Origin of the sequence: Brevundimonas sp. ZS04 (genome assembly GCF_001956865.1) — a bacterium.
Lineage (GTDB): Bacteria > Pseudomonadota > Alphaproteobacteria > Caulobacterales > Caulobacteraceae > Brevundimonas > Brevundimonas diminuta.
In genome coordinates this window covers 22,250-33,729 of sequence record NZ_MTHE01000019.1, presented here as the reverse complement: position 1 = coordinate 33,729, position 11,480 = coordinate 22,250, and the positions used below count along the sequence as shown (strand labels likewise).

Annotated in this window: 12 protein-coding genes; 6 read left to right on the top strand and 6 right to left on the bottom strand. The window is 67.3% G+C overall.

The genetic code is table 11. The annotated features are described in order from the left end of the window. The 4 genes from BJP32_RS15460 to BJP32_RS15445 form a co-directional block, all read left to right on the top strand. Window positions 1–617, top strand: a 617-nt coding sequence (locus tag BJP32_RS15460) for a J domain-containing protein (RefSeq protein WP_076224726.1), incomplete at its 5' end; no start/stop codon positions are given. A 53-nt stretch (window positions 618–670) separates the two neighbouring features. Then, window positions 671–1,831, top strand: coding sequence for a phosphoserine transaminase (locus BJP32_RS15455; protein WP_046653210.1), 1,161 nt, complete (start codon window positions 671–673; stop codon window positions 1,829–1,831). A gap of 93 nt (window positions 1,832–1,924) precedes the next feature. Further along, window positions 1,925–3,220: an adenylosuccinate synthase gene (locus BJP32_RS15450; protein ID WP_040345924.1), complete on the top strand. Its 1,296-nt coding sequence runs from the start codon at window positions 1,925–1,927 to the stop codon at window positions 3,218–3,220. 77 nt (window positions 3,221–3,297) lie between these two features. Continuing rightward, a complete protein-coding gene (locus BJP32_RS15445) occupies window positions 3,298–4,104 on the top strand; it encodes a two-component system response regulator (protein ID WP_003165808.1) in 807 nt (268 codons plus the stop codon). Window positions 4,105–4,120: 16 nt separating this feature from the next. Here BJP32_RS15445 and rpoH read toward each other — a convergent pair whose 3' ends face one another. Together rpoH and BJP32_RS15435 are read right to left on the bottom strand one after the other, a co-directional pair. Next, window positions 4,121–5,005: an RNA polymerase sigma factor RpoH gene (rpoH, locus tag BJP32_RS15440; RefSeq protein WP_003165807.1), complete on the bottom strand. Its 885-nt coding sequence runs from the start codon at window positions 5,003–5,005 to the stop codon at window positions 4,121–4,123. A 229-nt stretch (window positions 5,006–5,234) separates the two neighbouring features. After that, complete coding sequence (locus BJP32_RS15435) at window positions 5,235–6,260, bottom strand: RluA family pseudouridine synthase (protein WP_003165805.1); 1,026 nt, start codon at window positions 6,258–6,260, stop codon at window positions 5,235–5,237. Between the two features lie 76 nt (window positions 6,261–6,336). On the opposite strand from BJP32_RS15435, the gene BJP32_RS15430 reads away from it, so the two are divergent. Then, on the top strand, window positions 6,337–6,975 hold the full coding sequence (locus BJP32_RS15430; RefSeq protein ID WP_076224724.1) for a DUF2799 domain-containing protein: 639 nt from the start codon (window positions 6,337–6,339) through the stop codon (window positions 6,973–6,975). Window positions 6,976–7,042: 67 nt separating this feature from the next. Here the strand turns inward: BJP32_RS15430 and fba are convergent, their stop codons facing one another. Beyond that, the gene (fba, locus tag BJP32_RS15425; RefSeq protein ID WP_003165803.1) at window positions 7,043–8,107 is read right to left on the bottom strand and encodes a class II fructose-bisphosphate aldolase; all 1,065 of its coding nucleotides are present in this window, start codon (window positions 8,105–8,107) and stop codon (window positions 7,043–7,045) included. 156 nt (window positions 8,108–8,263) lie between these two features. On the opposite strand from fba, the gene BJP32_RS15420 reads away from it, so the two are divergent. Next, window positions 8,264–8,665: a hypothetical protein gene (locus tag BJP32_RS15420; protein WP_046653215.1), complete on the top strand. Its 402-nt coding sequence runs from the start codon at window positions 8,264–8,266 to the stop codon at window positions 8,663–8,665. A gap of 51 nt (window positions 8,666–8,716) precedes the next feature. Here the strand turns inward: BJP32_RS15420 and pgk are convergent, their stop codons facing one another. Genes pgk through gap form a run of 3 tightly spaced genes read right to left on the bottom strand, consistent with a single transcriptional unit; the run spans window position 8,717 to window position 11,361 of the window. Then, window positions 8,717–9,913, bottom strand: a complete 1,197-nt coding sequence (pgk, locus tag BJP32_RS15415) for a phosphoglycerate kinase (protein WP_076224723.1) — start codon at window positions 9,911–9,913, stop codon at window positions 8,717–8,719. Next, window positions 9,910–10,332, bottom strand: coding sequence for a hypothetical protein (locus BJP32_RS15410; protein ID WP_046653219.1), 423 nt, complete (start codon window positions 10,330–10,332; stop codon window positions 9,910–9,912). Before BJP32_RS15410 ends, pgk begins: the two co-directional genes overlap by 4 nt. Before the next feature lie 21 nt (window positions 10,333–10,353). After that, a complete protein-coding gene (gap, locus tag BJP32_RS15405) occupies window positions 10,354–11,361 on the bottom strand; it encodes a type I glyceraldehyde-3-phosphate dehydrogenase (RefSeq protein ID WP_046653220.1) in 1,008 nt (335 codons plus the stop codon). Window positions 11,362–11,480 lie beyond the last annotated feature (119 nt).

Below are 11,480 nucleotides of genomic sequence, written 5' to 3'. Positions count from 1 at the left end.
GTCCCGGCGGCCGGGCCAGCTTCGACGACATCGATCTGGAAGAGATTTTCGGCGCTTTCGGCGGCGGCGGGCGTGGGGCCGGGCGCGGCTTTGGCGGCGGGCGCGGCCAGGACGTGCGGGCTACCCTCGACATCAGCCTTGAGGACGCCATCGCCGGGACGACGCGGCGCATCCAGTTCTCGGACGGGCGGATGCTGGATGTGGCCATTCCCAAGGGCGCTTCCGAAGGCCAGGTGATCCGGCTGAAGGGGCAGGGCGCGCCGGGGCGGGGCGGTCAGGCGGGCGACGCCCTGATCGAACTGCGCATCCAGCCGCATCCGGTGTTCAAGCGCGACGGCGCCGATCTGACGATGGATCTGGCGGTGTCGGTCCCCGATGCGGTGCTGGGCGGCAAGATCCAGGTGCCGACGCCCGAGGGCGCGGTGATGATGACCATCCCCAAGGGCTCGAACTCCGGCAAGGTGCTGCGGCTGAAGGGGCGCGGGGCCCATGCGAACGGCAAGCGCGGCGATCTGCTGGCGAAACTGGTGGTGACGCTGCCGGAGACGCCGGACGACGAACTGGTCCGGTTTGCGACCGAATGGCGTGAGCGCCGGCCCTATAAGCCCGGCCGTTGATGGCCTAAGGGCTTAGCTTCCTTCTTCTCCTCCCCGAGACTGTAGAGACCGTCATGACGCCCAAGCCCGCCGCCAAGCCCGCTCGCCCCTGGTTCTCGGCCGGGCCGACGGCCAAGCGTCCGGGCTGGTCGCTGGCGGGGCTGCCAACCAATCTGATGGGCCGGGGCATCCGCGCGCCGGAGGTGGCCGAGCGGTTCGCGCATGGGCTGAAGCTGACGCGCGAAGTGCTGAGTCCGCCAGACGACTATGTGCTGCTGTATACGCCCGGCTCGGACACCGGCGCGGTCGAGGCGGCGCTGTGGTGCATGCTGGGCGAGCGGCCGGTGCAGGTCGTCGCCTATGAGAATTTCGGCCAGGTCTGGGCGACCGACGTGCGCGATCACTTGAAGCTGGAGCCGGAAGTGCTGACGGTGCCGTGGGGCGAACTGCCGGACCTGTCCCAGGTCGATCCGAAGAAGGACGTGGTGTTTCCGTGGAACGGCACGACCTCGGGCGTGCGCGTGCCGGACGGGGACTGGATCGCCGATGATCGCGAGGGGCTGACCATCTGCGACGCGACCTCGGCGGCGTTTGCGATGGACCTGCCGTGGGACAAGCTGGATGTGACGACCTTCAGCTTCCAGAAGGCGCTGGGCGGCGAGGCGGGCATCGGCCTGATGGTGCTGTCGCCGCGCGCCGTGGCGCGGCTGGATACCTATCGCCCCGATCGGGCGGTGCCCAAGGTGCTGCGGATCGTCGACAAGAAGGGTTTTGACCGGACCCTGGCGGACGGGGTGGTGATGAACACCTTCTCGGTCCTGACCATCGAGGACTGGATCGACGCGCTGGACTGGGCGAAGGACGCAGGCGGCCTGCCTGCGCTGATCGCGCGCACAGACGCCAACTATGCGGCCCTGGCCGAGTGGGTGGAGCGGACCGACTGGATCGACTTCCTGCCGGAACGCCCCGAAATCCGCTCGACCACGTCGGTCTGTCTGAAGTTCGTCGATCCGCGTATCGCGGCGATGGACGAGGCGGGACAGAAGGCCTTCGTGAAGCGGTTCAAGGGGCTGCTGGAAGGCGAGGGGGCGGTCTATGACATGGAGCCGCATCGTTATGCGCCTCCGGGCTTGCGCCTGTGGTGCGGCTGTACGGTGGAAACGGCGGACGTCGTGGCCGCGACGCCATGGCTGGAGTGGGCGTTCCAGACGGCGGTCGACGAACTGGCCGGATAATTCTGTCGCCCATTCTACGCCCTTTGGGGGGCGACTCCGGACGATTCAGGGGTTATAGGCTCCCACCGCATTCTGGATTGCGGAGAAACGGTCTTGGCTAACGTCGCAGTGGTCGGCGCCCAATGGGGCGACGAGGGCAAGGGCAAGATTGTCGACTGGCTGTCGAACCGGGCCGACATGGTCGTGCGGTTCCAGGGCGGCCATAACGCCGGGCATACGCTGGTCGTCGACGGCAAGGTCTACAAGCTGGCGCTGCTGCCGTCGGGCGTGGTGCAGGGCAAGCCCTCGATCATCGGCAACGGCGTGGTCGTGGACCCGTGGCACCTGGTCGGCGAGATCGAGAAGATCCAGGCCCAGGGCGTGGCCATCACCCCTGACATCCTGACCATCGCCGACAACGCCTGCCTGATCCTGCCGATCCATCCGGCGCTGGACGTGGCGCGCGAAGCCGCCGCCAGCGCGCCGGGCGCCAAGATCGGCACGACCGGACGCGGCATCGGCCCGGCCTATGAGGACAAGGTGGGGCGTCGGGCCATCCGCGTCTGCGACCTGGCCAATGAAGACGACCTGAAGATCAAGATCGACCGCCTGCGCTCGCACCATGATCCGCTGCGCGCGGGTCTGGGACTGGAGCCGATCGACCCGGCGGCGCTGCTGGCGCAACTGCTGGAGATCGCGCCGAAGATCCTGCCCTACGTCAAGCCGGCGTGGCGGGTGCTGGACGCCGCGCAGAAGGCGGGCAAGCGGGTGCTGTTCGAGGGTGCGCAAGGCGCCTTCCTGGACGTGGATCACGGCACCTATCCCTATGTAACCAGTTCGAACACCATCGCCGGTCAGGCGGCGGCGGGGTCGGGTGTCGGTCCGCGCGGCGTCGGCTATGTACTGGGCATCGTGAAGGCCTATACGACCCGCGTCGGCGAAGGCCCCTTCGCCTGCGAACTGAACGATGAGGTCGGCGAACATCTGGCCGTGGTCGGTCGCGAGGTCGGCGTGAACACCGGCCGGGCGCGTCGCTGCGGCTGGTTCGACGCGGTGCTGGTGCGCCAGTCGGTGGCGATCAACGGCATCGACGGCATCGCCCTGACCAAGCTGGACGTGCTGGACGGGCTGAAGACGCTGAAGATCTGCGTCGGCTATCGCATCAACGGCGAGGTGCTGGATTATCTGCCGTCCAGCCTGAAGGATCAGGCCTCGGCTGAGCCGGTGTTCGAGGAGCTGGAAGGCTGGACCGAGAGCACGGGCGGCGTCCGCAGCTTCAAGGATCTGAACGCCCACGCGCTGAAGTATGTGCGGCGGATCGAGGAGCTGATCGGCGCGCCGGTGGCCCTGCTGTCGACCAGCCCCGAGCGCGACGACACCATTCTGATGCGCGATCCTTTCCAGGGTTGAGTTTACGTTTTTGGGCTGAGGCAACATCGCCTTAACCCGTGGGGCATAGGGTCGGGCTCTGGAATGGAGCTCGCCCCGTGTTCGCCCTAGACGCCAAGACGATGCAGAGGATCGCGCCGGTGGTTCGGCGTGTGCTGATCGTCGACCCCAATCCCGCCGCTGCGCGCCTGTTGATGGACCTGCTGAAGGGGTTCGGATCGCGCGAGATCGTGGTCGAGGGCGACGAGGCGCGCGTGCTGGACCTGGCGCGCGAGATGGAGCCGGGCCTGATCTGCACCGAGCGGGCAGGGCCGAAGCTGGACGGCGAGGCCCTGGTGCGGCGTATCCGTCGCTCCAGCCTGTCGTGCCGACGCGCGCCGATCATCATGGTGACGGCCGAAGCGACCGCCAGCGCCATCAAGGGCGCGCGGGATTCCGGCGTGCACGAATTCCTGAGAAAACCCTTCACCAGCGGCGATCTGCAACGACGGATCGAGAACCTGGCGACCAAGCCGCGCGACTGGGTCGAGGCGGTGGGCTATGTCGGGCCGGATCGGCGACGCTTCAACTCGGACGACTACGCCGGGCCGCAGAAGCGCAAGGCGGACAAGCCGCGTTCCGGCGCCGAGGCCGCGGTGGCGGTCAAGGATCAGGCTATGCGGATCCTGTTTTCGGCCCTGACGCAGTTCGACAGCGATCCGATGCAGGCCGTGCGAGCCATCAAGCAGCAGGCCGAGACCCTGAAAGCGCTGGCCATCAAGACCGGCGACGCGCCGCTGGCGATCGCCGCGGCGGGGCTGGATACGGTGCTGGCTGCCGGGGCGCCGACGAAGGCCGCGCTGACGGCGCCGGTTCAGGCGGTGCTGAAGCTGGCGCCGCCCGAGACGCTGGCGCGGGCAGGGTAGTGAGCCGTGGTCGACGTCAGGCGTCGACTAGGTTCCGTTCCTCGGCTGCGGCGCGCATGGCCTTCTGCAGCTTTTCGAAGGCGCGCACCTCGATCTGACGCACGCGCTCGCGGCTGACGCCGTACTGGCCGGCGAGTTCTTCCAGCGTGACGGGGTCGTCCTTGAGGCGGCGCTCGGTCAGGATGTGCTTCTCGCGGTCGGTCAGTTCCTCCATGGCCTCTTGCAGCAGGCTCATGCGGATCGACTTTTCCTCGTTTTCGGCGAGTTGGGTTTCCTGGCTGACGGCGTCGTCGTCGGCCAGCCAGTCCTGCCACTCGCTTTCGCCGTCCGCGCGCAGCGGGGCGTTCAGCGAGGCGTCGCCGCCGAGGCGGCGGTTCATGTTGGTGACTTCTTCTTCCGACACGCCCAGCTTGGTGGCGATGGCCGTCAGATGCTCAGGGTGCAGGTCGCCTTCCTCGAAAGCCGAGATCTGGCTCTTGGCCTTGCGCAGGTTGAAGAAGAGCTTCTTTTGGGCGGCCGTGGTGCCCATCTTCACCAGGGACCAGGAGCGCAGGATGTATTCCTGGATCGAGGCGCGAATCCACCACATGGCGTAGGTCGCCAGGCGGAAGCCCTTGTCCGGGTCGAATTTCTTGACGGCCTGCATCAGGCCGACGTTGCCCTCGGAGATCACCTCGCCGATCGGCAGGCCGTAGCCGCGATAACCCATGGCGATCTTGGCCACGAGGCGCAGGTGAGAGGTCACGAGACGGTGGGCGGCCTCAGGATCCTGGTGTTCGCTCCACCGCTTGGCGAGCATGAACTCCTCATCCTTGGTCAGCATGGGAAACTTACGGATTTCCGTAAGATAACGGGAGAGTCCCTGTTCAGGCGACATCACCGTCAGCGTATTGTTGGCCATATGGTCCCTCCGGCTACATGAGCTGGCGTTGCGGTTCCGACCACATGACGTGCGTCATCACCTCGCCCCTCAACTGACAAGATGGGAATCCGTTGCCCGAAGCGAAAGGGGCGGATTGTCCCAATTCGGCGGCGATGCTCAGTCCTTCGCCGTCGTCGTCATTATCTAGCACAGATGTTGTTGCTAATAAAGCGGACAGTTTGGCGCAGTCGGACGCCGGTCCGGAGCGTCAGAGTTCGGACAGTAGGGCTTCGAGGCGTTGCATGTCGTCCGGCGGGGCGGTTTCGAAGCGGAGGGCTTCGCCGGTGACAGGGTGGATGAAGCCGAGGACGGCGGCGTGCAGGGCCTGGCGTTTCAAGCCGGACGCCTCGACGGCGGCGCGGACGGCAGCAGCCGGACTGCCCGAGCCGTATACGGGATCGCCGAGCAGGGGCGCGCCCTTGGACGCCATGTGGACGCGGATCTGGTGGGTGCGGCCGGTGTGCAGGGTGCAGGCGACGCGAGCCGCCAGCCGAGCGTTCGAGGCCTTGGCCGGGCGGCCGAAGGTCTGCTGGACCACATAGTCGGTGATCGCCTCGCGTCCGCCGGAGCGCAGCACGGCCATCTTCTTGCGGTCGCCGCTGGAACGGCCGATCTGGGTCTGGATGCGGCCTTTCTCGGGCGAGGGCGCGCCGCGCGTCAGGGCCACATAGGTGCGCTCGATGTCGTGGGCGGCGAACAGGGCGGAGAGCCCTGCGTGGGCGCGGTCGGACTTGGCGGCGACCATGACGCCCGAGGTGTCCTTGTCGAGGCGGTGGACGATGCCGGGGCGGGCCACGCCGCCGATGCCGGAGAGACTGTCGCCGCAATGCGCCAATAGGGCGTTGACCAGGGTGCCGGTCTCGCAGCCGGGGGCCGGATGGGCGGCCATGCCGGGCGCCTTGTCTATGACGATCAGGTCGGCGTCCTCGAACAGCACCGTCAGGGGGATGGCTTCCGGCTGGGGCGTCGCCGGGGCGACGGGCGGCAGGGCGACCACATAGAGACCGGGTTGGGCCTTGGCCGAACCGTTGGAGACCGTCAGGCCGTCGCGGGTGACGGCGCCGTCGGCCAGCAGGGCCTGGAGCCGGGCGCGGGACAGGGTCGGGAAGGCCTCGGCCAGAGCCTTGTCCAGACGCACGCCCGGCGCGTCGATGCGCGCCTGAAGTCGTTCTGCGGCGCGCGGCGCATCCTCGAGCGTTTCGTCGTCTTCCGTCAGCAAAGGTTCATCGGCCATAAGGCGAAATAGCATGGCTGGCGTGCAGAGGCGTCATCAGACCTCAAACGCGAAAACGCCCCTGGAGAGGCCGAAGATGAAGTCGCTGATCGCCGCCGTTGTCGCTGTTTCGGGCCTGACGCTGTTGTCGGGCTGCGCCACCATGAACGAGGATCAGTGCCTGGTCGGCGACTGGGGCGGTCAGGGCTGGCGCGACGGCGCGGCCGGACGCCAGGTCAGCCGCCTGGACGAGCACGCCAAGGCCTGCGCCAAATACGGGGTGGCGCCGAACATGAGCGCCTATCTGGCCTCGCGAGAAGACGGGCTGCGAACCTATTGCACCTGGGAGAACGGCTTCCGGCAGGGGCGCGAAGGGAACAGCTACGGCGGGGTCTGCGCCCCGGCCGAGGAGCGAGACTTCCTGCCTGCCTATGAGGACGGGCGGCGCATCCATGCGGTCGAGCAGGCGGTGGCCTCTGCCGAGAGCGCGTTGAACTCGGCGATCAGCCGCATCGACAATCGCGAGGACAAGCTGGAGGCCAAGCAGCGTGAGCTGCGCCAGGACGGCCTGACCGACGAGGAGCGCCGCCGCATCCGCGACCGTATCCGTGAAGTGCGTGATGAAATTCGCGACGCCCGTCGCGATGTGCGCCAGGCCGAAGAGGCGCTTCACTACGCAGAGATCGAGGCGCGGGCGGTGCGCGGGGCGATCGGCGGCCGCTACGGCGTCTGGTGAACATGAAAACGCCCGCCTCCGGTCGACGAAGGCGGGCGTTTCAGTCTGATCAGGACGCGACCGGGGATCAGCCGATGCGCGGGTCCAGTTCACCCGAAGCGTAGCGCTTGGCCATCTGGGCGGTGGACAGGGGCTTGATCTTGGAGGCCATGCCTTCGCAGCCGAACTGCAGATAGCGCTCCTGGCACAGCTTGCGCATGGCTTCCTTGGCGGGCTTCAGATAGGCGCGCGGGTCGAACTCGCCCGGCTTCTCGGCCAGCAGCTTGCGGATGGCGCCGGTCATGGCCATGCGGTTGTCGGTGTCGATGTTGACCTTGCGCACGCCGTTCTTGATGCCGCGCTGGATCTCCTCGACCGGCACGCCCCAGGTCTGGGGCATCTGGCCGCCATAGGCGTTGATGATGTCCTGCAGATCCTGCGGCACCGAGCTTGATCCGTGCATCACCAGGTGGGTGTTGGGCAGGCGACGGTGGATTTCCTCGATCACGTTCATGGCCAGGACTTCGCCGTCCGGCTGGCGCGTGAACTTGTAGGCGCCGTGCGAGGTGCCCATGGCGATGGCCAGGGCGTCGACCTTGGTGGCCTTGACGAAGTCGACGGCCTGATCCGGGTCGGTCAGCAGGGCCGAGTGGTCCAGTTTGCCTTCGAAGCCGTGGCCGTCCTCGGCCTCGCCCATGCCAGTCTCCAGCGAGCCCAGAACGCCCAGTTCGCCCTCGACCGAGACGCCGCAGCTGTGGGCCATCTCGGTGACGCGGCGCGTCACGTCGACGTTGTATTCGTAGGAGGCGGGGGTCTTGGCGTCTTCTTCCAGCGAGCCGTCCATCATCACCGAGGTGAAGCCGTACTGGATGGCGGTGGCGCAGGTCGCCGGGCCGTTGCCGTGGTCCTGGTGCATGCAGACCGGGATGTGCGGGTACAGTTCGGCCAGGGCGTCGATCAGCTTGGCCAGGACGACGTCGTTGGCGTACGAGCGGGCGCCGCGCGAGGCCTGGATGATGACCGGCGCGTTGACGGCGTCGGCGGCCTCCATGATGGCCAGGCCCTGTTCCATGTTGTTGATGTTGTAGGCGGGCAGGCCGTAGTCGTGCTCCGCCGCGTGGTCGAGCAGTTGTCGCAGCGTGATGCGCGCCATGGATAGTCTCCTGAACCAGATATGATTTTGCCCGAGGTCTTAGCCGGTCGGGCGGGGGAAGTCACGCCGATGTGACAAGGCGCAAGCCGGGTGGACTTTGGGCGCGCAGCCTCTAAGTGGACGCGACGCCTCGGCGTATCTGACCAAGGAGCGGCAATGAGCCAGAACGATGATGCGCTGGATGAGGACGGCGGCGGTTTCGACGTCGACGACTGGGCGCGGCTGACGCCCTTCAACGGGGCCGTGGCGACGCTGGACGATGTTCAGGCGGGCAAGGCCGTGTTCGCTCTGGGCGACACCGAAGAGGCGCGCGTCATCGACATGGAGCTGCCCCAGCCGGTCATCTGGTGGGAAGACGACGGCGAACAGGCGGCGGTGATCGTTCAGGCCGAGGCCCACGTCGGGCCCGACGGCGATCTGATGGAGGTGCTGGGTCTGATCCTGCCCGACGGCGGCGGGGCGGTGGCCCTGCTGGATGACGTCGATCTGGTGGACGACACCGATCCGACGTGGCGCGATCTGGTCGCGCGCGCCGTCGACATGGACGGCGAAGACTAAAGCTTCAGACATCAGGGGCGAGGGCCGCGAACAGCCCTCGCCTTGACGTTTTTAGGCGGCGCGCAGGGCCTCGACGCCCGGCAGAAGCTTGCCTTCCATCCATTCCAGGAAGGCGCCGCCCGCGGTGGAGACGAAGGTCATGTCGTCGGCCGTGCCTGCGTGATTCAGGGCCGCGACGGTGTCGCCGCCGCCGGCCACGGCGACCAGCTTGCCGGCCCTGGCCAGTTCCGCGGCGTGCTTGGCGGCCTCGACCGTGGCCTTGTCGAAGGGCGGAACCTCGAACACGCCCAGCGGGCCGTTCCAGATCAGCGTCTTCGATAGGTCCATGGCGCGGTTCAGGCGGGCGACGGTTTCCGGCCCGGCGTCCAGGATCAGGTCGTCGGCGGCGATGCGATCCAGAGCGCGCACGCCCGACTCGATGCCCGGCTTGACGCCCTTGGCCACCACCACATCGACGGGCAGCAGCAGTTCGCAGCCCTGGCGGCGGGCTTCCTCGATGATCTCACGGGCGGTGTCGGCCAGATCCTTCTCGCACAGCGAACCGCCGACATCGACGCCCTGGGCGAACAGGAAGGTGTTGGCCATGCCGCCGCCGATGGCCAGATAGTCCAGCTTGGCGACCAGGTTCTTCAGCAGGTCCAGCTTGGTCGAGACCTTGGCGCCGCCGACGATGCCGATGACCGGCTTCTGCGGCTTGCCGAGCGCCGCATCCAGCGCCTCAAGCTCGCGCGCCATGGCGCAACCCGCATAGGCGGGCAGCAGGCGGGCCAGACCCTCGGTCGAGGCGTGGGCGCGGTGCGCGGCCGAGAAGGCGTCGTTGACGTAGAGGTCGCCCAGTTCCGCCAGCTGCTGGGCGAAGGCCGGGTCGTTCTTTTCCTCGCCCTTGTGGAAGCGGACGTTCTCCAGCAGCAGCACGCCGCCCGCGTCCAGATCGGCCACGGCGGCCTTGGCGTCATCGCCTACGCAGTCGTCGGCGAAGCGCACCGGGCCGTGCAGCAGCAGCTCCAGCGGCTCGACTACGGGCTTCAGGCTCATCGACGGCACGCGCTCGCCCTTGGGACGGTCGAAGTGGGCCAGCAGCACCACCTTGGCGCCCGCTTCGCGCAGGCGGTGGATGGTCGGCAGGGCGGCCTTCAGACGAGTGTCGTCGGTGACGTTCCCGTCCTCCATCGGCACGTTGAAGTCCACGCGGACCAGGGCGGTCTGGCCGGACAGGTCGGAAACGTCGTCGAGGGTGCGGAAGGTCATATTGGGCTGCCTCCAGAGAAGATGTGCCCGATCCAGAGCAGAGCGCCGTGGATCATGAGTTGAATTTGTAGAGCGACCGCCGGGGCCGCTATGGCGATGAAGCCCCGTCCACGTCTCGCATGCTTTCGATAGGCTGCGATCGCAAAGCCCGCCAAGAGAACCGGAATTCCGAACCAGGCGAAAGCTGTGGCTGAGGCTGGCCATGAACGGGTCAGAAGGGGGATGGCTATTCCGACCAGAAGCAACGCTGCGACGCCGCATCCTCTGAGAACGAAGGAGCCGTCAGCCAGTGGGCCGAGGTCGATTTTCCTCAACCCCTGCCAGGTGACGAAGCTCCACGCCCCGATGGCCAGCAGCGACCACGGCAGAGAATGTAGAGCGAACATAAAAAACCCCGGCAGTCCTGTGAACAAGAGCATGCCGGGGTTCTCTGTGCGGTCTTACAGGAACTTCGCCATCACCAGGGCGGTGTCGGCCATGCGGGTCGCGAAGCCCCACTCGTTGTCGTACCAGGTCAGGACGCGGGCCAGCTTGCCGTCGACGACCTGCGTTTGCGGCAGGGCGGCGGTCGAGGAGGCGGCCACGTGGTTCAGGTCGACCGAGACCAGCGGGTCGGTGGTCGTGGCCAGGACGCCGTTCATCGGGCCGTTCGCGGCGGCCAGCAGGGCGGCGTTGATTTCCTCGACGGTGACTTCGCGACCGGCGACGACCTTCAGGTCGACGACCGAGACGTTCGGGGTCGGGACGCGGATCGACGAGCCGTCCAGCTTGCCCTTCAGTTCCGGCAGGACCAGGCCCAGGGCCTTGGCGGCGCCGGTCGAGGTCGGGATCATCGACAGGGCGGCGGCGCGGCCGCGGTACAGATCCTTGTGCATCGTATCCAGCGTCGGCTGGTCGCCGGTGTAGGCGTGGATGGTGGTCATGTAGCCGCGCTCGATGCCGAACAGGTCGTGCAGCACCTTGGCCACCGGGGCCAGGGCGTTGGTCGTGCACGAGCCGTTGGAGACGACGATGTCGTCGGCCGTCAGGGTCTCATGGTTGACCTTGAAGACGATGGTCTTGTCGGCGTTGTCGGCCGGGGCCGAGACCAGCACACGCTTGGCGCCGGCCTTCAGGTGGGCCGAGGCCTTGTCCTTGGAGGTGAAGATGCCCGTGCATTCCAGGGCGATGTCCACCTTCAGCTCGGCGTGCGGCAGGTTGGCCGGGTCGCGCTCGGCCGTGACCTTGATCTTGCCGGTGCCGACGTCGATCCAGTCCTCGCCCGTCGTGACCGTGCCGGGGAAGCGGCCGTGCACCGAGTCATAGCGGAACAGGTGGGCGTTGGTCTCGACCGGACCCAGGTCGTTGATCGCCACGACCTCGATGTCCTTGCGGCCGTGCTCGACGATCGAGCGAAGGACGAGGCGGCCGATGCGGCCGAAGCCGTTGATGGCGACGCGAACGGTCATGGGGAGCAGTCTCCTGAACAGGGGCGGTTATGATTGGCGCCTTAGTGGGACGGAGCGCGCGCGGTTGCAACCCCGTCGCCGTAACAAGGCCCGTAACAAGATATGATCGCCTGTAACCG